General features: G+C 64.4%; 19 protein-coding genes. 7 read left to right on the forward strand and 12 right to left on the reverse strand.

All coding sequences use genetic code 11. The features are described from left to right. Window positions 1-78 precede the first annotated feature (78 nt). Genes AUR_RS05395 through AUR_RS05405 form a run of 3 tightly spaced genes read right to left on the reverse strand, consistent with a single transcriptional unit; the run spans window position 79 to window position 3325 of the window. Window positions 79-1182, reverse strand: a complete 1104-nt coding sequence (locus AUR_RS05395; protein ID WP_062097646.1) for a polyprenyl synthetase family protein — start codon at window positions 1180-1182, stop codon at window positions 79-81. A 9-nt stretch (window positions 1183-1191) separates the two neighbouring features. After that, the gene (locus AUR_RS05400; protein WP_128397067.1) at window positions 1192-2535 is read right to left on the reverse strand and encodes a geranylgeranyl reductase family protein; all 1344 of its coding nucleotides are present in this window, start codon (window positions 2533-2535) and stop codon (window positions 1192-1194) included. 19 nt (window positions 2536-2554) lie between these two features. Then, the gene (locus AUR_RS05405) at window positions 2555-3325 is read right to left on the reverse strand and encodes a demethylmenaquinone methyltransferase (RefSeq protein ID WP_082694408.1); all 771 of its coding nucleotides are present in this window, start codon (window positions 3323-3325) and stop codon (window positions 2555-2557) included. 91 nt (window positions 3326-3416) lie between these two features. Here AUR_RS05405 and AUR_RS05410 point away from each other — a divergent pair, with 91 nt between their 5' ends. The 4 genes from AUR_RS05410 (at window position 3417) to AUR_RS05425 (ending at window position 7421) form a co-directional block, all read left to right on the forward strand. After that, window positions 3417-4766: an isochorismate synthase gene (locus AUR_RS05410; protein WP_062097651.1), complete on the forward strand. Its 1350-nt coding sequence runs from the start codon at window positions 3417-3419 to the stop codon at window positions 4764-4766. Between the two features lie 159 nt (window positions 4767-4925). Continuing rightward, window positions 4926-5723, forward strand: a complete 798-nt coding sequence (locus AUR_RS05415) for an ABC transporter substrate-binding protein (RefSeq protein ID WP_062097653.1) — start codon at window positions 4926-4928, stop codon at window positions 5721-5723. 112 nt (window positions 5724-5835) lie between these two features. Then, window positions 5836-6627: an amino acid ABC transporter permease gene (locus AUR_RS05420; RefSeq protein WP_021472276.1), complete on the forward strand. Its 792-nt coding sequence runs from the start codon at window positions 5836-5838 to the stop codon at window positions 6625-6627. Window positions 6628-6638: 11 nt separating this feature from the next. Then, window positions 6639-7421: an amino acid ABC transporter ATP-binding protein gene (locus AUR_RS05425; protein WP_021472275.1), complete on the forward strand. Its 783-nt coding sequence runs from the start codon at window positions 6639-6641 to the stop codon at window positions 7419-7421. Between the two features lie 76 nt (window positions 7422-7497). Here the strand turns inward: AUR_RS05425 and menD are convergent, their stop codons facing one another. The 4 genes from menD to AUR_RS05445 form a co-directional block, all read right to left on the reverse strand. Continuing rightward, the gene (gene menD, locus AUR_RS05430; RefSeq protein ID WP_128397068.1) at window positions 7498-9204 is read right to left on the reverse strand and encodes a 2-succinyl-5-enolpyruvyl-6-hydroxy-3-cyclohexene-1-carboxylic-acid synthase; all 1707 of its coding nucleotides are present in this window, start codon (window positions 9202-9204) and stop codon (window positions 7498-7500) included. A 172-nt stretch (window positions 9205-9376) separates the two neighbouring features. Then, window positions 9377-11461 (reverse strand): PhoX family protein, encoded by a 2085-nt coding sequence (locus AUR_RS05435; protein ID WP_062097657.1) that lies wholly within the window; start codon window positions 11459-11461, stop codon window positions 9377-9379. Between the two features lie 73 nt (window positions 11462-11534). After that, entirely contained in the window at window positions 11535-12545 is a 1011-nt protein-coding gene (locus tag AUR_RS05440; RefSeq protein WP_062097659.1) for an o-succinylbenzoate synthase, read from the reverse strand. Between the two features lie 60 nt (window positions 12546-12605). Then, window positions 12606-13211, reverse strand: coding sequence for a hypothetical protein (locus tag AUR_RS05445; protein WP_128397069.1), 606 nt, complete (start codon window positions 13209-13211; stop codon window positions 12606-12608). A gap of 102 nt (window positions 13212-13313) precedes the next feature. Between AUR_RS05445 and AUR_RS05450 the strand changes: the two genes are divergently transcribed. Both AUR_RS05450 and AUR_RS05455 read left to right on the forward strand, forming a co-directional pair. Next, on the forward strand, window positions 13314-13931 hold the full coding sequence (locus AUR_RS05450) for a DUF2510 domain-containing protein (protein WP_062097663.1): 618 nt from the start codon (window positions 13314-13316) through the stop codon (window positions 13929-13931). A 76-nt stretch (window positions 13932-14007) separates the two neighbouring features. After that, on the forward strand, window positions 14008-15057 hold the full coding sequence (locus AUR_RS05455) for a LacI family DNA-binding transcriptional regulator (protein WP_062097665.1): 1050 nt from the start codon (window positions 14008-14010) through the stop codon (window positions 15055-15057). A gap of 82 nt (window positions 15058-15139) precedes the next feature. Here AUR_RS05455 and AUR_RS05460 read toward each other — a convergent pair whose 3' ends face one another. The 4 genes from AUR_RS05460 to AUR_RS05475 are packed head-to-tail and all read right to left on the reverse strand — an operon-like array spanning window position 15140 to window position 19803. Further along, window positions 15140-16531 (reverse strand): glycoside hydrolase family 32 protein, encoded by a 1392-nt coding sequence (locus AUR_RS05460; protein WP_062097667.1) that lies wholly within the window; start codon window positions 16529-16531, stop codon window positions 15140-15142. A 25-nt stretch (window positions 16532-16556) separates the two neighbouring features. Further along, window positions 16557-17429, reverse strand: coding sequence for a carbohydrate ABC transporter permease (locus AUR_RS05465; protein ID WP_062097669.1), 873 nt, complete (start codon window positions 17427-17429; stop codon window positions 16557-16559). Window positions 17430-17437: 8 nt separating this feature from the next. Beyond that, window positions 17438-18388, reverse strand: coding sequence for a carbohydrate ABC transporter permease (locus AUR_RS05470; RefSeq protein WP_062097671.1), 951 nt, complete (start codon window positions 18386-18388; stop codon window positions 17438-17440). Beyond that, window positions 18385-19803 carry an ABC transporter substrate-binding protein gene (locus AUR_RS05475; protein WP_062097673.1) on the reverse strand — a complete coding sequence of 473 codons (1419 nt, stop codon included), beginning with the start codon at window positions 19801-19803 and terminating at the stop codon, window positions 18385-18387. Before AUR_RS05475 ends, AUR_RS05470 begins: the two co-directional genes overlap by 4 nt. Window positions 19804-19959: 156 nt before the next feature. Between AUR_RS05475 and AUR_RS05480 the strand changes: the two genes are divergently transcribed. Next, the gene (locus tag AUR_RS05480; protein ID WP_206616222.1) at window positions 19960-20871 is read left to right on the forward strand and encodes a phosphatase PAP2 family protein; all 912 of its coding nucleotides are present in this window, start codon (window positions 19960-19962) and stop codon (window positions 20869-20871) included. A gap of 276 nt (window positions 20872-21147) precedes the next feature. Here AUR_RS05480 and AUR_RS05485 read toward each other — a convergent pair whose 3' ends face one another. Continuing rightward, window positions 21148-22077 (reverse strand): hypothetical protein, encoded by a 930-nt coding sequence (locus AUR_RS05485; RefSeq protein WP_021472262.1) that lies wholly within the window; start codon window positions 22075-22077, stop codon window positions 21148-21150. Between the last annotated feature and the right edge of the window lie 143 nt (window positions 22078-22220).

Below are 22220 nucleotides of genomic sequence, written 5' to 3' on the forward strand. Positions count from 1 at the left end.
GGCACCGGCACCCCCGCCAACAAAAAAGCAGGCACCCTCCCCCATAAGGGTCAGGTGCCTGCCGGGAACACTAATAACCTAGCTGCTACGGTCCACCACGGCGTGTGCAAAGTTGGTCAGGGACGCCTTCACAACGCCCTCCGGCAGCGGCGCCAAGGCGGCGATGGCCTGGTCGGACCAGTCGCGGGCGATCTTCCAGGACTCCGCAGTGACAGGGTGTTCGCGCAGTCCGGCAACGGCGTCAGCCAAGGCGGCGTCGGAAGTCAGGTCTCCGTCCACCAGTTCCAGCAGGGCGCTGGCCGAGGCATCGCCGGCTGCAGCATCACGACGCAGCAGCAGGACGGGCAGCGTAGGCACGCCTTCGCGGAGGTCGGTGCCCGGGGACTTGCCGGACTTTACCTTCACGCCGGTGACATCGATGACGTCGTCGGCCAGCTGGAAGGCAACGCCCACCTTTTCGCCGTATTCCACCAGCACATCTTCAAACGCAGCGTCAGCGCCGGCGAAGATCGCGCCCAGCTGCCCCGAAGCGGCAACCAGCGAGCCGGTTTTGTCTGCGATGACGGAGAGGTAATGCTCGACGGCGTCCTCGTCCTCGCGGGGACCAACGGTTTCATGCAGCTGGCCGAGGCACAGGCGTTCGAAGGTACGGGCCTGGATACCAAGCGCACGCGAACCCAGCTCGGAAACCAGGATCGATGCACGGGCGAAGATGAGGTCGCCGGTGAGGATGGCCACGGAGTTGCCCCATACCTCGTGGGCCGTGGGGGCACCGCGCCGGAAGGGTGCGGAGTCCATGACGTCGTCGTGGTACAGGGTGGCCAGGTGGGTCAGTTCAACTACGACGGCGGCCTGGACCACCTCGGGGCGTGAAGCGTCGCCGAGGTGGGCACACAGGAGAGTCAACAGGGGACGGATGCGCTTGCCGCCTGCTTCCACCAGGTGCCGCGACGTCGCGTCAGCCAGGGGATCGGAATTGGAGATGGCCTCGCGAAGCTTCTTCTCAACCCGGGCAAGGTTGGTGGTGATGGCGGGCCCCAGCTCGGGATCACCTGCGATGGCGGCAAATCCTGCGGGCAGCTGGAGTCCGGTGGCGATCGCGGTGGTGTTGGGAGCAGGCTCTTGGGGGTCCGGCAGGCCGTGCCCGGCGTGGGTCCAGCTGTGTTCGGCAGAGTTCGTCACGGATTAACCCTAACTAGTTGGTGCGGAAACCGCGGTGTCAGACCCTGCCGCCGTCAAAGACCGGCCGGAGGATGTATTGGATGTCGGCGGAACAAGCATTTCGAGGACCCGGATCACACGGTCCTCAAAACCCTTGGCCGACGAATCAGTCAGGTTTGCCAGCAGGCGAACCACAAAGCGCATCAGCACCGGGATGGGCATGCCCGTGCGCAGGGCCAGCTTCATCACGGCAGGCTTGCCGATCAGGAAGGCAAACGCCCTTCCGAGCGTGAAGTGCGAACCCCACTGGTCCCGGACGTAGTCCGCGTACCGCGACAGGTGCGCGTCGGCGTCGTCCGTTGTCCACCCGGCGGAAGCGGAACGCGCGGTGGCGTCGACAATAAACTCCGCAGCGAACCGCGCCGATTCCATGGCGTAGGAAATGCCCTCACCGTTAAAGGGGGAAACCATTCCGCCGGCGTCCCCGAGCAGGAGTATGCCGGGCGAGTAGTGGGGTGTGCGGTTGAAGCCCATGGGCAGCGCGGCACCGCGGATCTCCCCCACTTGGTTCTCCGGGGTGAAGCCCCACTCGGCAGGCATGCCGGCGGTCCACTCGCGCAGGACCTGCTTGTAGTCGAGCTTGCCGAATTCCTTGGACGAATTCAGGATCCCAAGGCCCACATTGGACGTGCCGTCGCCGACGCCGAAGACCCAGCCGTACCCGGGCAGCGGCTTTCCGGACTTGCCGGGCAGCTCCAGCCACCCTTCCATCCAGTCGTCGTCATGGCGCGGCGAGGTGAAGTAGGTGCGCACGGCCACGCCCAAGGGCCGGTCGTCGCGCTTGTGCATTCCAAGGGACACTGCGGTCCGCGTCGAGTTGCCGTCCGCGGCCAGTACGACGTCGGCAAGGAAGTCGCGCGTCTCCCCCGTCTTCCGTCCGGACTCGTCCAGGATGGCGGCGCGCGCGCCGATGACCCGGCCGTCGTCGTCCTGCAGTGCGCTGGTGACGCTGTGGCGTTCAAGCACGACGGCGCCCGCGGACTCAGCGTGCCGGGCGAGGGACTCGTCGAAGCCCAGCCGGGTACGGATCAGGCCGTAGGTGGGGAAATCGGAGACCTCGGGCCAGGGCAGCTCGATGGTGCGGCCGCCTGCAATGAGTCGAAGGCCGTTGTTCCGCCGCCAACCGGCGTCCTCGGAATGCGGGAGTCCCAGCTTCTGGATCTCACGGACAGCGCGCGGCGTGAGTCCGTCGCCGCACACCTTTTCCCGGGGGAAGGCCGTTTTTTCGAGCACCGTGACGTCGATGCCTGCCTGGGCGAGGTAATACGCGGCGGTGGATCCGGCGGGACCCGCGCCAACTATGAGTACTTTCACGTTGTCCTAAATCAGCAACTTAGCCGGACTGTGCGCCTGTACGGCGGGGCTTGATCTGGCGGCGCAGCTTCGCGACAGGCACGCTTTCCCGGTGCTCCGCCGGCTTCTGCGCGCGGTGCACGGCCACGATGCCGCCACTGAGGTTGCGGTAGGTGATGTTCGTCCAGCCGGCGTCGGCGAGCCACTGGGCCAGGTGGTCCTGGTCCGGCCAGGCGCGAATGGACTCGGCCAGGTACACGTAGGCGTCCGGGTTGGAGGAGACCTTGGTGGCGATCGCCGGCAGGGCGCGCATGAGGTATTCGGTGTACATGGTGCGCCACAGCGGAATGACCGGCTGGGAGAACTCGGCGATGACCAGGCGGCCGCCGGGCTTGGTGACCCTGAGCATCTCTTCCAAGGCCTTGCGCGGCTCCACGACATTGCGCAGGCCAAAGGAAATGGTGGAGGCGTCAAAGCTGTTGTCCGCGAACGGGAGGTTGGTGGCATCCCCGGCGATGAAGTCGATATCCGGGCGGCGGCGCTTGCCTACTTTGAGCATCCCCAGGGAGAAGTCGCAGGCGACGACGTCCACGCCGGCGTCCGCGTAGGGCTCGCTTGAGGTGCCCGTTCCAGCCGCGAGGTCCAGGACGCGCTGGCCTGCCTTGACGTCCATGGCATCCACCACGATCCGGCGCCACCGACGGGTCTGCCCCATGGAGAGGACATCATTGACGACGTCGTATTTTGGGGCGACATCATCAAACATCGTCGCAACTTCGTCCGGACGCTTTTCCAAGGATGCTCGGTTCACCCTGCAATTGTCTCAGACATTCCGCGGAGTTTGCTGCGCTGTAGAAGACGGCGCGGGTTCAGCTTGCGGCCGGGAGTACTGTAGTTCCATCATGACCAGCACTCTGCGTACTTTGACAGTCCCCCTCGATGTTGATTCATCCTCAGGGGGGCTGCCGTCGTTTTTGGTGCGCGATGACGTGCTTTGCTGGTCACGCCGCGAGGCCGGGTTGGTGGGCTATGGCGAGCTGACCCGGTTCAGCGCCACCGGCCCTGACCGTTTCCTCGAGGCCGATATGTGGTGGCGGCATCTGATTCTTGAGGCCGATATCACAGACCAGGTGGAGCTTCCTGGTACGGGTCCGGTCGCCTTCGGCTCGTTCGCTTTCTCCAAGACGTCTCCGCACGTTTCGCGCCTCATCCTCCCCGAACTTGTGGTCGGCATGCGTGACGGCCGGGCCTGGGCCACGCAGCTGACGTTCGACGACGCCCCGCTCACCGAGGCGGGCGTGCTGGCGGCCCTGGAACGCTGGCTGTCCGACGCCAGCGGTGACGAGCCCGCCGCGGGAGGGTCCGACGTCGGGCCCTCGCCTGAGGTTGCTGCGCTCAACGGTTCGCGGGGCTCGCTTGGCCGCGGTTCCTTGAGCGAGACCGCGTGGATGGAGGCCGTCACCAACGGCGTGGAGGAAATTCGCGCCGGTAAGCTGGAGAAGCTGGTGTTGGCGCGCGACGTTGTTGCGAACTTGCCGGAAGGCGTCAGCGCAGCTGAGGTGCTTCGCCAGCTCGCGGCCAGGTACCGGGAATGCTGGACGTACGGCGTTGACGGTTTGGTGGGGGCGACGCCGGAGATGTTGATCCAGGTGGAGGGCCGCACCGCCCAGGCCCGCGTACTTGCCGGAACCCTGGACCGTCGGGATGCCGAGGGCGTTGAGGGCTCCCCCATGGAGTACGCCGAGCGCGTCCTGGCCGGTTCCGAGAAGCAGCGGCACGAGCACGAGATTGCCATTGATTCCCTGACCCGGCAGCTGGCACCCTTTTCCGAGGCCATGAACTCCCACAGCGAGCCGTTCATCCTGGAGCTGCCCAACGTGTGGCACCTGGCCTCGGACGTGAAGGCGGAGCTGGCCGATATCGAGGGGCACGTGCCCACCTGCCTGGCCCTCATCAATGCGCTGCACCCCACCGCCGCAGTGTGCGGAACGCCAACCCAGGTTGCCGGAGCTTTGATCCGCAAACTCGAGCACTTGGACCGCGGCCCGTACGCCGGACCGGTCGGCTGGCTCGACGCTGCCGGGAACGGCGAATGGGGCATCGCCCTGCGCGGGGCAGTGATTGAGGACGCCAACACCGTCCGGCTGTACGCAGGGTGCGGGATCGTGGAGGGTTCCCAGCCCGAGGCCGAGCTTGCTGAGACGTGGGCGAAGTTCCGGCCCATGCTGGAAGCTCTGGGTATCCGGCGGTAAATCCGGTATCCCGGACACAGGGTCTGTAAGGATACTTGTATCTTGGCTAAACTGGTTATCTAATAGTGAAACTTCGTTTCCTGTGATGCACATCTCATGTTCGGCGCTACACTAAAACCGACTCAGTTCAGCATCCACTGCAACAAAAGGTAAAAAAACATGCAGATCTCCCGTTCGGTTCTGTCCGGCACCAAGGTGGCAGCCGTGCTCGCAGCAGGCGCCCTTGCCCTGACCGCTTGCGGTGGCTCGTCCACTCCGGCCGCTTCCTCGGGTTCGGGCCCCCAGCTCATCAACGCCGGCAAGCTCACGGTGTGCTCGGACATTCCCTACGAGCCCTTCGAATTCCAGAAGGACGGCAAGAACGTCGGCTTCGACATGGACATCGCCGCAGAGCTCGCCAAGGACCTCAAGGCTGAACTCAACGTTGTGGACAGCTCCTTCGAAGCAATCGAAACCGGAACCGCACTGGCTGGCTGCGACGTCTCCATCTCCTCGGTTTCCATCACCGATGTCCGCAAGAACGTCATGGACTTCTCCAACCCGTACATGGATGACGACCTGACCCTCGTGGCTTCCTCCTCCTCCGGAATCACCAACCTGGACGGCGCCAAGGGCAAGAAGGTGGGCGTCCAGCAGGCAACCACCGGCGCCCAGTACGCCAAGGACAAGGGAATCGATGCCCAGCAGTTCGAGGACTCCGGCCTCCTGGTCCAGGCCCTCAAGGCAGGCACGATTGATGCAGCAGTCGGCAACCAGTCCGTGCTTGGCTACGCCATCAAGGACGAGTCCAACCTCAAGCGCGTTGAAGACTACGCCACGGGCGAGAAGCTCGGAATTGCCTACAAGAAGGGCAACACCGCCATGGGCGACGCCGTGAACGGAACCCTGAAGCGCATCACGGACGACGGCACGCTCGACAAGTTCAAGACCACCTGGTTCGGCGAGGCCGCCAAGTAGTTCCGAGCCCCGGCTCCCCAAGATCCACGCAAGCGGGGCCCCGTCACGATGATGTTCAGCAAAGGACAACTCGTACGGGGCCCCAATTGCGCAACATGAATGTGAGAACAGCATGGCAATGACTGCACGTCAACGCGCCAAAGTCAGTCTGTACGTCCAGGCCGGAATCTTCGTAGTGGTCCTGGCCGCCGTGATCCTTGCCGTGGACTGGAAGACGGTGGGAAACAGCGTCTTCAACTTCGCCAAGATCGGCCCGATGTTCCCGGGCATCTTCCTGATCGGCCTCAAGAACACCCTCATCTACACGGCCCTTGGCTTCATAGTCGGCCTCTCCGGCGGCCTGCTGCTGGCCCTGATGAAGCTTTCCTCCTTCCCGCTGTACCGCTGGATCGCCACCGGCTACATCGAGTTCTTCCGCGGCGTCCCCGCGCTGCTGGTCTTCATCGCCTTCGGCTACGGTGTTCCGCTGGCCTTCGGGATCCAGTGGGACGTCAACGTGATCGTCATGGTCTCCCTGGGCATGGTGGCCGCGGCTTACATCGCTGAAACACTCCGCGCAGGCCTGCAGGCCGTGCCCAAGGGCCAGATGGAGGCCGCCCGTTCGCTGGGTATGCCGCACTGGCGCGCGATGGTCACCATCGTCATCCCCCAGGCGTTCAAGATCGTCCTCCCGCCGTTGACCAACGAGATCATCCTGCTCACCAAGGACTCGTCGCTGATCTACGTACTGGGCCTGACTGCATCGCAGTACGAACTGACCAAGTTCGGCCGGGACGGTATCTCCAGCCTCGGCGCCGGCTTGACGCCGCTGCTCGTGGCAGGTGCCTTCTACCTGATCATCACCATCCCCTTGAGCCTCCTGGCACGGAAGTTCGAAAGCCGCTCCGCGCGGACCAAGCGATAGGCAGGACCGTCATGACTAACTCCGCTACAGTCCACGCTGCGGGCGTGACCATCAAGGACCTCCGCAAGTCCTACGGCAGCAACGAGGTCCTCAAGGGCATCTCGCTGTCCGTCGAACCGGGCCAGGTGGTGTGCCTGATCGGGCCTTCCGGTTCCGGCAAGTCCACCCTGCTGCGCTGCGTCAATCTCCTTGAGCAGCCCAACGCGGGCGTCATCAACGTGGGCAAGTTCGAGGCGACCGATCCCGACGTCGACCTTAACCGCATGCGCCAAAGCGTGGGAATGGTGTTCCAGCACTTCAACCTCTTCCCGCACTTGAGCGTCCTGGACAACTGCACCGTGTCCCAGATCAAGGTCCTCAAGCGTTCCAAGGCCGAAGCAGGCGAGGTTGCCCGGCGGAACCTGGAACGCGTGGGCCTGGGACACCTCGCCGAGCGCTACCCGGACCAGCTCTCCGGCGGGCAGCAGCAGCGCGTGGCCATTGCCCGCGCCCTGTCCATGGACCCGCAGCTGATGCTCTTCGACGAGCCCACCTCCGCGCTGGACCCGGAAACCGTTGGCGACGTCCTGGCCGTCATGCGCAAGCTGGCCCAGGAAGGGATGACCATGCTGGTGGTCACGCACGAGATGGGCTTTGCCCGCGAAGTCGCCGATCGCGTCGTGTTCATGGACGGCGGCGTTGTGGTGGAGGAAGGCCCGGCCGAGAAGGTCATCAGCGCCCCCACCCAGCCGCGGACCAAGGAATTCCTGCGCCGGGTCCTGGATCCCACGCACATCGGCGTCGAAGAGGACTAACCCCTCCGTTCCTCTCTCACATCCCGACGGGTTTCGGGCGTTCCTCTGTCACATCCCGACGGGTTTCGGGCGCTCCTCAGGCAGCGAGCACCTTACCAACCGCAGCCGAGACAGCGTCCTTGATCCGGGCATGAAGTCCGCGCAGTCCCACCCGGTCTGCGCGGACTTCCACAATGCTGCGTCCCTTGAGCGGCGCCTTCAGCGCTTCGGCAAGTTCCGCCGTCGTACTCACCGCTTGATGCCCGACGCCGTAAGCCGCCGCGAGCGCCGAAAGGTCCACTGCGTGCGGGGTGCCGAAAAGGCGTTCGACGGCGGTGCCGTAGGCGCCTGAGTCCTCGACTGCCCCGTGTTCGAGCAGCCCGAAGATGGCCCCGCCGGCGTCATTGAGGACCACGATGCGAAGGTCCGGAGTCGGTTCGCCCTTGCCCAGATGCAGGCCGCCGACGTCGTGGAGGAAGGTGACGTCTCCCAGGAGGACGGTGGTTTCGCGTCCGCTGCCGAGGGCAATTCCGGTGGCTGTTGCCAAGGTTCCATCGATGCCGGCGAGTCCGCGGTTGGCGTAGACCGTTGCGATGGGGTCGGGGTGCGGTTGACCGGCAAGGTCCACGTCGCGGATGCCGTTGGAGGAGCCGAGCACCAGTTTTCCGCGGGCGTGCTTCCACACAGTTGCGCCGATCGACGGCCCTGTGGCGGCCGCTTCTTCGGCCAGCACACCGTCAAGGGCGTGCTGGGCTGCGGCACCGGCCAGCAGCCAGGAATCAAGCCATTCCGAGGAGCCCCTGCCTGCGAATTCGCCCAAGCCGGGCAGCGTTTCCACCGGCGCTTCCCTTCGGCGTCCTTCCTGGTACCAGGCGACGGGAACAGGCTGGTAAATCACCGATTCCACGCCTTCGCGCGCCAAGAGTGCGCCCACGGGCCGGGACAGCGTGGGCCGGCCGAACAGCACGACGCGCTCAATGGGCGCCGGCGATTCCGGACCGAAGTGCTCAAGCAGCAGCCGGTACGGGCCCACGGAGTTCGGCCCGAACCGCGCATTCGAGGATGGCTCCGCCAGTAACGGCAACCCGTGGGCCCGCGCGAAAGCTTCGGCGACGGGACCGGCGTCGTGCCCTGCAAGCACCACCGTGCGCCGCTCCGGAAGCCCGGCGGATGCTTCGGGAAGATCAAGCGCCTGCGGACCGGCGTCGTAATGGAACAGTCCGTGACCCGCCGCGGTCGGGAGGGCGTCGCCGGCCTCCGGCACCAGGGGGTCACGGAAGGCGAGGTTCACCTGGACCGGACCGGGCGGGGTGTCTTCCAATGCGCCCGTGGCCGCGTACAGGGCCGTGGCCACCGCGCGCTGCGGGTTGTCACCCGCAGCGACGTCGACGGCGAACCGTACGTGATCGCCGAAGAGGTCCAGTTGGGTGGTGGTCTGGTTGGCCCCGGTTCCGTGCAATTCCGCCGGCCGGTCTGCCGATATGACAATCAGCGGCACGGCCGCATGGTTCGCTTCCATCACGGCGGGAAGGAGGTTTCCGACGGCGGTCCCAGACGTCGTCAGTACGGCGGCGGGGGCTTCGGTCGATAAGGCGAGGCCCAATCCCGTGAACCCGGCATCGCGCTCGTCGATCCTGACGTGCAGGTGGACCCTCCCTGCGGCTTCGGCTTCGGCGAGGGCGTAGGCCATCGGTGCCGAGCGTGAACCTGGCGCCACCACCACGTGCCGCACACCGCCGTCGAGCAGTGCCGTTACAGCGATCCGGGCGGCGCCAAGGGAGGTCAGGGAGATCTGCGAAGTCACCGTTCCAGTCTATGGGCGCGGGTCTCCTGGCGCGGTGCGAGAGGAAACCGTTAAACCCGGCGAGATGTGGAAGAGCAACCGGCAAAACCCGACGGGAAGTGATAGAGCAACGGAATTGATGGACGCTCTGTCACATAACAACGCCAAATCCGGAACGCTCTATCACCCGGGGCTACTTGCGGGACACTTGGACGATCGAGGGTCGCGGGGCGCGGGCCGCACCGGGCGCCGGGGTGGATCCGGCACCGACGTAGTCCGGGAACAGCGAGTTGGGGGCCGCGAATGTGCCGTCTTCGCCCGGGTGCTGGACGGCTACGAACACGGTCCGCTCGTCGTCGTGGATGATCGGGCCACAGGTCTCGGCGTCGCGCGGGACGGAGAGGAACTGCTCCACCTTTCCACGCTCCGGTCCGTCGAGGGTGACCTTGAACAGGCCGTCGTTGTAGCCGATCGACGATGGGGCACCGTCAGTGGAAATCCACAGGTTGCCCACGGAGTCGAAGGCCACGTTGTCCGGGCAGGAGATCGGCGAGACCTTGTCTGCCGGGAAGCCCGAGAAGTACGTGGACCCGTTCGCTGCGGGATCGCCGGCAACCAACAGGAGGGTCCAATTGAATGCCGTGCCGGTCTGGCCCGGAGCCTCGGTGATCTCGACGATGTGACCGTCGCGGTTCAGTGTGCGCGGATTGACCTCCGTGGCGCCTTCCTTGCCGGTCTTTCCGCGGTCCGAGTTGTTGGTGCAGGCAACGTAGACCTTGCCGGTCAGCGGGTTCGGTTCCACGTCTTCGCAACGGTCCATCTTGGTGGGGCCTACCTTGTCCGCCGCGAGACGGGTGTACACGAGTACCTCGGCCACGGACATGCCCGGCACAGCTGACTGCCCGTTCACGACCAACGGAAGCCATTCACCGGTACCGTCAAAGGCACCATCTGCGGGAAGTTTGCCGGTGCCGTCGATCTCCGAGGCCGGGGAATCACCGGTGAACCGGGCAACGTACAGGTCACCTTCGGACAACAGGTTCATGTTGTTCTTGCGCGCATCGGCTGAGTCGCCGGGCTTATAGAAACCCTTGGACACGAACTTGTAGAGGTAGTCGAAGCGCTCGTCGTCGCCCATGTAAGCCACCACGCGGCCGTCGGGGGCGACGATCACGTTGGCGCCTTCGTGTTTGAAACGGCCCATGGCGGAGTGCTTCTTGGGGGTGGACGAGGGGTCGAAAGGATCAACTTCCACTATCCAGCCGAAGCGGTTGGACTCGTTGGCGTAGCCGGGGTTCCGGGTATCGAAACGGGGTTCGTCGAGTTCCCACTGACGCGTGGTGGGCTTCGCGGCCAGGCCGTAGCGCTTGTCCTCTGCCGAGGATCCCGGCGCTGCGAAGTACCCGTTGAAGTTTTCTTCACCGGACAAGATAGTGCCCCACGGGGTGGTGCCTCCGGAGCAGTTGCCCAGGGTTCCCTTGATCCACCGGCCTGCGGGGTCATCGATGGTGGAGACCAGGTTGGTGCCAGCCGCGGGACCAGTAAGTTCATAGATAGTGTCCGTCAGGAAACGACGGTTGAGGGGTGCGCCCTTGACGTAGTTCCACGGCTTGTTCTTGTTCTTCCGCTCGAGTTCCACAACAGCCAGGCCGTGGGCGGCACGGCCGATAGCCCGCGCTTCTGCCGCGTCAAAGCCGACGGGCAGCATGAGGTTCTCATTGGTGTACTCGTGGTTGGTGAACAGGACTGCCCGGCGGTCCTTGGAGCCCGGGATCGGGAGGATATCCGTGTAATCGTTGTTGTAGCCGAACTGGCGGGCCTGGGCGGCGGCGGTCTGGTTGTTGAGATCGAAGGCCGGTGAATCGGCGAACAACGGATCGCCCCAGCGGATGATCGGCCTCCACTCGAAACCTTCCGGCACGATAAACGCGTCCACCGAGGCGTCCACGGGCTTGATGGGAGCAAACGTGAGTTTGGACTTGCCGAATCCCTTCTTTGCAGCGTCGGAAAGCCCGCTGCCGGAGTCAGCCACGGCGGCGTCGGTACCCGTTCCGCCAAGTACGACGGCGAGCGCCCCGGCGGCGCCCAGGCCAAGGGCGGCGCGGCGGGACATGGCGGTTGAGGCGATGTCGCGGAAGTAACCGTTGGAGCTGGTGTTGCAGACATCGCCTGCACAAGCGTTGTCGCACTTGAGGGCACACGTGACTGCGCTCCGCTTTCCCTTCGTGTGGCCGAGCATGGGCAACAGCGGGAACGTGCGACGGGTTGTTTCAGACATGGGGACCTTCCAGACTTGTACGAGGTTCCCGCTGAGCCTTTCAGCGGAACCCAACGCTGGAAGGACATTCCGGTTAAGGCTTGGTGAACAGATTTCCGGGGGCCGACTCCAGGACCGCATGGACCCGGCCCAAGCGGTCCAACCACCAGTCCCGGCGTTCCCCGGTAGCTGCGTACTGCTCCAGCAGCCCGGGATCGGCGACGGCCTCGCGAAGGCGTATGGCGCCGTCGTCGGCTACTAGGGGGTTCAACGTGATATCCGAGGCGAACAAGGAAACCGTGCCGAGGCCGCAGGCGTAGGGCAGCGATGGCAGCGCGGCTGCGAGCGCGAGCCCGGCGCGGATTCCCACCGAGGTATCAAGGGCGGAGCTGACGACGGCGGGCAGTCCGGCCTGGGCGACGATGTCCAGGGCGCGAGCGACTCCCCCAAGCGGCGCCACTTTGACCACTATCAGGTCGGCAGCGCCGGCCTTTGCTACACGGAGGGGGTCCTCTTCCTTGCGGACGCTTTCGTCGGCAGCGATGGGCACGGGGATTCCCGTTGCTGCAAGACGGCGCCGCACCTCTGCCAAGCCTTTAATGGTGGGGACAGGTTGTTCGGCGTATTCGAGCCCTACAGCCGAGAGCCTGCCCAACGCGCCAACGGCCTGGTCAACATCCCAACCGCCGTTCGCGTCCACCCTGATGGAAGCATCGGGCAACGCTTCACGAACTGCGGTGACCCTGGCGATGTCCTCCGCCACGTCCTGCCCGCGTTCTGCCACTTTGACCTTCACCGCGTCCACGCGTCCGAACCGGGCCAGCACGCCCGGTACCCGATCAGCGGAAACGGCCGGGACGGTGGCGTTCACCGGAATGGTGTCCCGCAGGGCCGGCGGAAATCCTTGCCAACCGGCTTCCAGGGCGGCAGCGAGCCACCGGGAGGATTCGTCGTCCCCGTATTCGGGAAAGGGACAGAATTCGCCCCACCCAAGAGGTCCCTTCAGAAGGAGCGTCTCCCGCTGCATAATGCCGCGGAACTTGACCCGCATGGGCAGCGAAACAACGCGGGCAGATTCCTGTAATTCTTCAAGCGAAGGGAGCATAGTGCCACTGTACCGGCGGGTTTTTGGCGTTGAGGCGGCCAAACCAGGCTATGTGGAGAACTACTCCACCCAGAATTTCCGGACGTCGCCCACCGCCGCAGCCAAGCGCTCGTGCGGAAGGTTGAATGAGCTTTCGGGCATCCGGAGCCCATCCCACTTCACCACTACTTTTGTGCCGGCCTCGAGGGGAAGCGGCCAGAGCCAGTATCTGGCAGTGCCGTGGACCTGCTCGTCGTTGCCGCCGGCTCCCCCGCCGCCCAGCACCGACAAGACCGGACCTTCTACCTCGTCCCCCTCCGCCAGCGCGGGACCCGGCCTTGAAGCGAGGGCCTTGCGTCCGTCCCCGTATCCGACTCCCACCATCAGCCCGGATGCGGCGGCTACCGGCGATCCCGGCGGGATGAACGCCTGGTCCATGGTGTCCCGCCACTCGCTCCCTGTCTTGCCGCCGCGGCGGGCCGTCCACACGAATTCCAGAACGCAACCTGTTGAGTAGACGTCCGCGGATTTCAGGGCCACCACCATGCGGTCGTCGCCGTAGATGAACCCGCCGACGTGCACCACACCGGGGAGTTCGTCCGACGGCGGTCCCGCCCAGCCCGGGCGTTGCGGAGCGGACTGATGAAACCGTTCCGGCGGCTCGGAAGCGGGCTCGAAGAAGGTCATGATCAATGCATACACCGACTTGCCGCCAATGTGGAGAACTGCTTGTGAAGCGAGAGGACGCAACCGCGATATCCTCGATCCGACACTTAAAAAGGGGGACTCATGACTCAGGGTTTCAACAGCTCAGCAACTCCTCCGGGTTGGTACCCGGATCCTTCACAGCCCCAGCAGATGCGCTGGTGGGACGGGGTGCAGTGGACCCAGAATGTGGCTCCGGGATCAGCGCAGTATATGCCTGTCCAGCGGCCGCTGGTCAGCAACGAGACCCCGGTTTACAACCCCTTCATTTGGGCTATTGTCCTGTTGCCGCTTGTGGCAATCTTCCTGCTGCTGACGTGGCAGCCCGAGTTCCGGTATTTAAACACCCGGCAAGGGACCACTTTTGACCCCACGTCCATGTACACCCCGGGCTTCTTCCTGATGCAAATCTCAAGCTTCCTGGTGTGGGGCGTGAGTGTCTTCCTGGCCTATCTGGACTACCAGCGCCTTTCCCGCTCCGGGGTAGTCCGGCCTTTCCACTGGGCGTGGTGCTTCCTGAGCGGAACCGTCTACGTCATTGGCCGGTCCGTCATTGTCCGCAAGGTGGCTCCTGGCCGCGGTTTGGCGCCCGTCTGGGTCCTCATCGGAACGATAGTGGTCTCCTTCATCGTGGCCGCTATCTGGTTCTCCAACTTCATGACGCAGCTCTACTCGCAGATCGGCTATTCGGTCAACGCATAAACACGGAACGGGCGGCGTCCACAGCCTCACACGCGTTAGGTAGACTGCTAATCGAGGCATGAACGGAAGGACCCCGATGAACCGCAAGGCAACCGCACTGGACGTCGCCAAAAGGGCGGGGGTGTCCAGGAGCGCGGTTTCCCTTGTGCTCAACGGCAGGGGCGATGGAAACGTCGCAAAGGAAAGCCAGGAACGCATCCGTTTGGCGGCGCAAGAGCTGAACTACTCCCCCAACGCGATCGCCCTGAGCCTGCGGAACCAGCGTTCGCGGGTGATCGGGATCCTGTCCGATGAAGTGGTGGTCAGCCCCTTCGACGGCAACATCATCGGCGGCGCGGACGACGTCGCCCGCAGCCGCGGTTTTGTCACGGTGGTCATGGACACCGAGCGCGATACGGCCCGGGATGCGGGAGCGATCGAAACGCTCCTCGACCGGCAGGTTGACGGCTTGATGTACGTGACCGTAGGCCTGAAACCGCTTGAGGTTCCGCCGGGCATGGAGCGCGTGCCGTCCGTCCTTGCCAATTGCTACGACGCCCATCCGCGCCCCCGTCTCCATCACGTCATCCCGGATGAAGTCACCGGCGGCCGCGAGGCCACGGAACATCTGATTCAGTTCGGCCACCGCGACATCGCTTTCCTTGCCGGCTCCGAGGATTCCCCCGCCTCGCCCCTCCGCATCGAGGGCTACCGCGAGGCCTTCGCCTCCGCGCAGCTCCCCGTGACCGAAGCGCGGATAGCGCACGCCGGGTGGGATATTGACGACGGTTACAAGGGAGCGATGCGACTGCTCGACGGCGTAGTCCCGGCTGAGCGGCCCACCGCCATCATGTGCGCGAACGACAGGCTCGCCGTCGGGGTGGTCCTCGCCGCCGCGCGGCTCGGCCTCAGCATCCCGGGCGACCTCTCCGTGATCGGTTACGACGACGAACACCGCATCGCCAACACCATGGTCCCCGCCCTCACCACCATGGCCCTCCCCCTGCGCGAGATTGGCCGCGAGGCGATGACCAGGTTGCTGGACGCGATCGAGGACGGTAAAACCACGACGGCGGAGCCCACCGTTGAGACGATGGTCCCCTGCCGCTTGGTCTTGCGCGAGTCCACCGGACCGGCAACGCGCTAGGCGGACCCACAGCGAGGCCCGCAAGGCCGGACACAGCGAGGCCCGCAACGGAAACCGCCGCGGGCCCCTCAACTGACATGGCCTAGCTAGGCAGGGCCAGTTCCCACACATCGGCGGTGGCACCGGAGGGAAGCTCCAGTGTCCATGATTCCCCGGCCAACGGGTACGCCCGGAGTGTGGTTGCCACCGATCCGGAGCGGTACACCTCCACCAGCGAGGCGTCGATGAAGATCCGCAACTCCTCCCCTGCGGCAACCGCTCCGGAGTACACAAGCTGCTCATCCGCACCGGACCCGAGCCGCAAGGAAACCTCCCCTGCGCCGCGCACCAATACCTCCGCAAACGCCGGAACATCCACTGAGCCTGAAGCGTCAGAAGCCACGGCAGCACCCCGGTAAGCCGAAACCTCCGGCACGGGAGCAACAACCAGTGCTCCATCAGCCACAGACAGAAGGCGCGGGTGCGTCAGCACGCCCGACCATCCGGCGTCGTCGATTTCCTCCTGGGTGCGGCCCCGGCGGCCGTCGCGTCCGGGACCTTCGTTGGCCCAGCCCCACATCAGGGCAGAGGCAGCGGCCGAAGACGCAGCCGCGGAGCTGTATGCGAGCTGCACGATCTGCGGCGCGTAGAAGTCGCGTCCCAGATCGGACTTGCCACCCGTAGCGGCAGTAAACACGGGCAGCCCGGTTTCCGGATCCTGGGAAAGGGAGCCGATCAGGTGCCCCACGCCGTTGGCGTGCTCGTGGTCGTCGCCGGAGAGCCAGAGGGAGAACATCATGACCCACGTTGGACCGCCGCCGGCAACGGGCACCTCCACCAGTTGCGGGCACTCCCAGATCTCTGCCGGTGCGTGCATCGCGGCCACGGGGTCGGAGGAGGTCAACCAGATGCCTTTGTACTCCCAGTTCTCCATGTCTTCCACGGAGTAGAGCAGCAATGCCGCCCGCCCGTCCGCCAGGCCTGCGCCTTGGATGGCGTAGCGGGCGCCGTTGAAGCGGAAGATGAACGGATCCCGCACGGCCGTCACCATGGGGTCCGTCGGCATGGAGGCAGCAACGTGGCCGTCCTGGTTCCAGGAAACAAGGTCGGAAGAGCCGCGGGCGATCACTACCTGCGAGTGGCCGCCGTGATCCTGCACGCCCGAGTACGCAGCCGTGGGAACCCCGTCATCCAGCGTGACTACGCCGGTCCAGCATCCTGCCGAGTCCGGCCCGCCGGCCTGGGGGACCAACGCAACGGGGTGTTCTTCCCACTGCACCAGGTCCGCGGAGCTGACGTGTCCCCACTGGATCAGCCGGTGGCGGGCGGAGTCCGGGTTGTACTGGAAGAAGACGTGGTACTTGCCGTCGATGTAGCTGACGCCGTTGGGATCGTTGATCCAGCCTTGTGCCGGACGAGGGTGGAAGCGCGGGAACGCCGGGTCGGGGTGCGTAGCCGCACGGGCGAGGGAGGAAACAAGAGCAAGGTCCGTCATTGGAATGCCTTTCACAAGGTGGAGGTTATTTGCCCGTACCTGCGGTGAGCCCGTCCTGCAGCGCACGCTGCCCGAACATGAACACCACCAACGCGGGAATCATGGAGAGGACAACACCGGCCAGCACCACGGAGATGCTTCCTGTGCCGAGGTTGCCTTGGAGCGAGACCAGGCCGAGCGGGAGCGTGAAGTTTTGCTCGGAGATGGTCATGATGAGCGGCCGGAAGAACTCGTTCCAGTGGAAGTTGAAGGCCAGGATGCCCACGATTGCCAGGCCGGGCATCGCCAGCGGCGCGTACACGGAACGGAACGTCCGCCAGGGCGAGGCGCCGTCGATCGCTGCCGCTTCAGCGAGGTCGGCCGGGAGTCCCATGAAGTATTGCCGCATCAGGAACGTACCGAACGCCGTCGGGATGGCCGGAAGGATCAGTGCGAGCAGAGTGTCCGAGAGGCCTACGCCGCGGATCAGCATGAACACGGGAACGATCGTTACCTGCGCCGGCACCATCATGGTGGCCAGCACAATCGAGAACAGCGCTCCGCGTCCCCGGAAGCGAAGGTGCGCGAAGGCGTATCCTGCCAGCGCCGCCGTGATCATCTGCCCGATGGCGATCAGTCCGGTCACCAGCGCACTGTTCAGCACCAGCCCCAGGATGTTCAGCTGCTTGAAAACCTGGCTGTAGGAGGTGAAGTCGGGGTTGAGCGGCAGGAAGGCGGGCGGCAGTTTGAAGGATTCCGACGGCGGCCGCAGCGAGGTGGACAGCGTCCAGAGGACGGGGCCCAGGACAAAAACGGACGCGATCAGGAGGGCGACGATCCGCCAGGCCACGGACCAGTCGCGCTTCTTCCGCAGGACAGGCCGGGCCGTGCTTTCAACACGTTCAGAAATGGTGGTCATGGCTGGCCTTACTGGTAGAAGACGAATCGTTTGCTGAGCCGGAACTGCAGGGCCGTGATGGCCATGATGATCAGGGTGAGGATCACGCCGATCGCCGAGGCCTGGCCGAACTCAAGCCGCTGGAATGCGGACTCGAAGATCACCATCACGGCTGTCCGCGTGGAGTCGCCGGGACCGCCCCGGGTGAGCACGTAGGGCTGGTCGAAGACTTGGAGCGCGTTGATGATCGCCATCACGGAGGCCACCAGCGTGGTGGGGCTCAGGAGCGGCAAGGTGACGTACCAGTGCTTGCGCCAACCGGTGGCACCGTCCAGGGACGCGGCCTCGTAGGTTTCCACCGGGATCGAGGCGAGGCCGCCGATGAACAGGAGGAAAGAGAACCCGAAGTTCTGCCACACGTAGACAAGAATCACGACGGCGGCAGACCCGCCTGGCGTCGTCAGCCACGGAACCGCGGGGATGCCGATGAGCGAAAGCAGCCAGTTCACGACGCCGAACTGCTCGTTGAACAAGTAGCGCATGAAGATGGAAACCGACGCCGCGGACAGGATCAGCGGGAAGAAGAACGCCGAGCGGAAGAAGACCCGCAGCCAGGCCGGGAGCTTTTCCTGGACCATGATCGCCAGGCCCAGAGCCAACCCCAGCTGGAGGGCCACGGCCACCACCACGAACACGATGGTGTTGAGGAAGGACACCCGGACCGTGGGGTCTTGGACGACCTCGGCGAAGTTATCGAAACCCACGAACGTCGGGGCCGAGATGATGTCCCAGCGGAAGAACGCGAGCGCTATGGAGGCCACGATCGGCAGGAGGGTGAACAGGCCCATGCCAACGATGGTCGGGGCAAGGAAGGCCCACGGGAGCCACCGTTGCTGGACCCGGCTCCGTTTGGAAGCTGGACCGCTTCCGGGGGCCGAGGCCCGGGCATTGCCCGTTGTGGTACGGGTGACAGTGCTCATGGCTGCCTCCTCAAGGCCAGTTCAAGATCGCGTTGCATGGATTCGAGTGCTTGTTTGAGTTGCCGCTCGTCCCCGCTGACAGCCAGGGATACGTTCTTCATGAGGGCGGTCTCGACGGCGGCCTGCTGGGGAGGCGCCGGAATGGGGCCAGTTGTGGGGAACTTGTCCAGGGTGTCGTAGAAGACGTTCCAGTGGCGGGGTCCGGTGCCGGCGTAGAGCTGCTGGTTGGCCATGGACCGGCGGGCCGGGGTGGTGTTGGGCGTCGGGAAAATGATCTGCATGGCTTCGAGGCTGGCGCTGAACTTCACCCACTCCCAGGCGGCGTCCTTGTCCTTGGCGGTCTTCATGATCGCGTAGCCGGCCGTGCCGAACTGGTGCCGCTGGGTCCGCCATTTGGGGAAGAACTGGACGTCGAATCCGTCCTCGGTCATCCCCGCCTCGTGGAGGCCTTGCACCCAATAGCCGCCCGCCGGCGTCGTACCTATGCGGTTGGAGGCGAAGAGACCGATCAGCGAGCTTCCGCCGCCTTCTTCGGGCCGGACGCCGAGGCCGTCCTTGACCAGTCCGCGGAGGTAGTCGAAGGATTCGAAGACGCGGGGATCGTCTGCGTTGGGCTCCAGCCATTGGTAGCCGCCGGAACGCAGGCTGCGGGAGGGATCATTGCCGTAGAAACCGTCCCACAGCCATTCCCCGCCGCCGGACTTTGTTTCCTTGAGGAAGCTGGTGTCATTGGCGTAGAGCCACGGGACCACTCCGCCGAAGAGCCGGTTGGTCCAGTAGTACGGCGTGAAGTCGGACGGCTTGGCCTTCTTCATCGCCGCGAGGGTGGCGCGGAAGTCCGTGTGGGTCCAGTCCTCGGCGGGGCGTTCCAGCCCGGCCGCGCGCAGGGACGCAGTGTTGTAGTACATGTTGGCTGCGTTCCAGTCGATGGGGAGCTGGAACAGGCTGCCCTTGTACATAAACGCTTCCACCAAGCTCGGGTGGACATCCTCGAAGTATTCCTTCATGTCCGCAGCGTCGCGACGAAGGTAGTCGTCCAAGGGGTGGGCGAGCTTCTCAGCGAAAAGCTGGGCGCCTTCGGTTGCCACGTACACAACGTCCGGCGGGGTGCCTGCGGCCACCATGGTGAGGATCTTGGTAAAGAAGTCCTTCCAGTCCACGGCTTGGATGGCCTGGACTTTGACTTTGATCTCGGGGTGGACCTTGGCGAAAGCGTCAATGACTTTCTGGCGGGCTGCGGCGTCCGCTGCGGTGCCCATGATGGCGATGCTGAGGCTGTTGTCTCCCCGGCCGGGGATGTCTGTTCCCGTGAGTCGCGGCCACGACGCCGCCGTCACTCCAACAATCCCGGCACCGAGGGCTGTGAGGGCTGTCCTGCGTGTGAATTGACGCAAAGCGCCATTGGTTCCCGGCATTCTGAATTTCCCTTCCTAACACGTGTTAGGAACTGTAGACCTGCCACCTAACACGTGTCAAGCGTCACAGGAAAGTTGCCTGAATCTCACCATCGCCTCCGCGGCGTGCGTGCGGCTCACATGAGGCATCCAGCGAATTATGGCAATGTAGGAACAATGAGTTCCCAGCAGTTCCGGGTAGGCGGAAGGTCGAGCAAACGGCCACTCAAGGAGCGTGCAGCAGGCGCGGGCACGGGCTTCTTGTTCTGCCTGCTGACCGTCGCGTGCATGGTCGGCCTGTTTGCCACGTATTACTTCTTTGTCCGCACCACCATGGGGCAGTTCATCGACGAGTCAGCCCTCGTCGAGGCCAAGGAACTGAGCGGTTCGGCGGGCAAGGCTTCCACGGGATTCCTGGACGCGCTGCCAGTCACTTCCCTGGTCATTGCCGCCGTCGTGGTTTTGTTCGTGACGGTCGCCCGGCAACGCTGGACAGCCGCGGGCATCGCCGTCGCGGCCTGCATAGCGGCCAACGTCGCAACCCAGGTGCTGAAGTTCCTGATCCCGGACCGCCCGGACCGTGGCGTCCAGACGCTGGAGCTGAACTCACTCCCCTCAGGGCACACTACTTTGGCCGCGTCAGCCGCCGCCGCTGTCTTCCTCATGGTTTCGCCGCGCTGGCGGCCCCTGGCCGGTTTCCTTGGCAGCACGTTCGCGGTGGCCACCGGCGTCTCGACGCTCATCAACCAGTGGCACCGTCCCGCCGATGTGGTTGCGGCCTTCCTCGTGGTGGGCGCAGTCATGCTCCCCGCCGGGTGGCTCATCCTCCGCAGCGGGAACCAATGGAACCTGTGGCGTGGTTACGGAGAGCACTGGGCGTCCTCCCGGCTGTGGGTGATGCTCACCGTTTTTGCCGTGCTGGCTGCAGGCGCCGTTGCCGCATACTCACTGCTGCAAGTGATGCCCGGGCTGAGTACGGACAGCACCGTGGACTACTTCTGGGTCGGTACAGCCTTTATTGTGCTCGCCGGCTACCTCTCCGCACTGGGCAGCATTTGGCTGTTCGGCATGGCGGCGAGGAAGCGATGAGTACGCAGACATGAGACGCCCCTGGTGGCTACTGCTCGCCTTCGGCGTTGTTGCCAGCGTGACGGCTGCCAGTCAATTGCTGATCGGCCACAGCAGCTTACGGTTATGGGCGTTAGGCATCATGGGGATCGTTGCCATCGTCTTTGGTGTTCTACAGTTCCGGCGCCGAACCCTGGGCCGGCGCTCCCGGGCTACGGCATCCGGTAGAGGAAGGCCGCCATGGCATCACGGTTGATGGGTGTGAGCGACACAAGTTCTATCTGTTGATATCGGTGCCTAGGGTTTCTCTGACTTCGGCGGAGCTGTATCTATAACACGTCGTTTTACGTCCGGCGGCGTTGTTTCCGACTGGAACCCGGCAGCGGCCAACCCGGAAGCCCAATCGCCGTGGCAAGTGGCCAGCTCTTCGAACCATGCACGCACCAGTTCCTTGGGCGGAGGCGTGTGCCCATCCCCCGTGTCCGGGCCCCAACGGTCCATCAGCATGTGCAGATTGGGTGAGCCGCCCACCGCGTCCACGAAGGGTAGTTGATGGTTTTGGATGTGGAACCAGTCCTTAGCGTTCTGTACCAAGGCAACCGTGTGATCGAAGCCCGCCGAATAAGCAGGGATCAGGTTGTGAGCCACGGAAGCCGGGAGCGCAGTCATCTCCGTGTCAGGCATTTCCCACGCTTCTGTCATGTAACGCCCTACCGCACCAGGATAGAAGCGCGAGATCGAGGTCTGGGGATTGATTGCGAGCGCCAGGGACGTGGGGAAGAACCTGGACAGTGCCAGACTGGCGTATCCGCCGGCCGAGCTGCCGAAGAACACTACGTTGTACCCACCGGTTTCCCTCACGATCCGCCGAATAACATCCGCGAGAATTTCCTGGAGGTCCGGCTGCTGCTTTGAACCCGCATACCAACCGATGTTGAAGTCCTTCGATTTTCGAAGGCTTGGATCCGAGATAAAGATCTTGTTCACTGGGAGTCCTGCCGTGACTCCCTTGCCCAGGAACCACGGCAAACGCACGTCCTTCTCTGCCGCTCCATGGAGGCAAACGAGCGTGGTGTCTGATTCGGCAGGAATGTTCAGGATTTCCAGTGGAAGCCCCTGGTACTGGATTTCAATTTGGCCGGCAGGGATTTCATCCGCGGACAGGAACCCTCGAAGATCCGCGTAGGTAAAGGACTCGGCGGTTTCAGGGGCTTGGTTTTCTGGCACCCCGGTAGTCTAACTGCGGCTGTCTGGCCTGCTCGAACTCTGTGACACCTCCAACAAAGCTCAGTAATTCCTGCGGTGCCTCAGCCGGGTATCGCTGGGCAGCATCTGGCTGTTCGAAATGGCGGCGCGGAAGCGCCAAAGCA

The sequence above is a fragment of the Paenarthrobacter ureafaciens genome (genome assembly GCF_004028095.1).
Classification (GTDB): Bacteria; Actinomycetota; Actinomycetes; order Actinomycetales; family Micrococcaceae; genus Arthrobacter; species Arthrobacter ureafaciens.

What these genes read in the sequence shown, in the direction of transcription:
- AUR_RS05410 (WP_062097651.1), top strand. Translation starts at nt 3,417, where the DNA reads ATGACCAGCACTCTGCGTACTTTGACAGTCCCCCTCGATGTTGATTCA.
- AUR_RS05415 (WP_062097653.1), top strand. Translation starts at nt 4,926, where the DNA reads ATGCAGATCTCCCGTTCGGTTCTGTCCGGCACCAAGGTGGCAGCCGTG.
- AUR_RS05420 (WP_021472276.1), top strand. Translation starts at nt 5,836, where the DNA reads ATGGCAATGACTGCACGTCAACGCGCCAAAGTCAGTCTGTACGTCCAG.
- AUR_RS05425 (WP_021472275.1), top strand. Translation starts at nt 6,639, where the DNA reads ATGACTAACTCCGCTACAGTCCACGCTGCGGGCGTGACCATCAAGGAC.
- AUR_RS05435 (WP_062097657.1), bottom strand. Translation starts at nt 11,461, where the DNA reads ATGTCTGAAACAACCCGTCGCACGTTCCCGCTGTTGCCCATGCTCGGC.
- AUR_RS05440 (WP_062097659.1), bottom strand. Translation starts at nt 12,545, where the DNA reads ATGCTCCCTTCGCTTGAAGAATTACAGGAATCTGCCCGCGTTGTTTCG.
- AUR_RS05445 (WP_128397069.1), bottom strand. Translation starts at nt 13,211, where the DNA reads ATGACCTTCTTCGAGCCCGCTTCCGAGCCGCCGGAACGGTTTCATCAG.
- AUR_RS05450 (WP_062097663.1), top strand. Translation starts at nt 13,314, where the DNA reads ATGACTCAGGGTTTCAACAGCTCAGCAACTCCTCCGGGTTGGTACCCG.
- AUR_RS05455 (WP_062097665.1), top strand. Translation starts at nt 14,008, where the DNA reads ATGAACCGCAAGGCAACCGCACTGGACGTCGCCAAAAGGGCGGGGGTG.
- AUR_RS05460 (WP_062097667.1), bottom strand. Translation starts at nt 16,531, where the DNA reads ATGACGGACCTTGCTCTTGTTTCCTCCCTCGCCCGTGCGGCTACGCAC.
- AUR_RS05465 (WP_062097669.1), bottom strand. Translation starts at nt 17,429, where the DNA reads ATGACCACCATTTCTGAACGTGTTGAAAGCACGGCCCGGCCTGTCCTG.
- AUR_RS05470 (WP_062097671.1), bottom strand. Translation starts at nt 18,388, where the DNA reads ATGAGCACTGTCACCCGTACCACAACGGGCAATGCCCGGGCCTCGGCC.
- AUR_RS05475 (WP_062097673.1), bottom strand. Translation starts at nt 19,803, where the DNA reads ATGCCGGGAACCAATGGCGCTTTGCGTCAATTCACACGCAGGACAGCC.
- AUR_RS05480 (WP_206616222.1), top strand. Translation starts at nt 19,960, where the DNA reads ATGAGTTCCCAGCAGTTCCGGGTAGGCGGAAGGTCGAGCAAACGGCCA.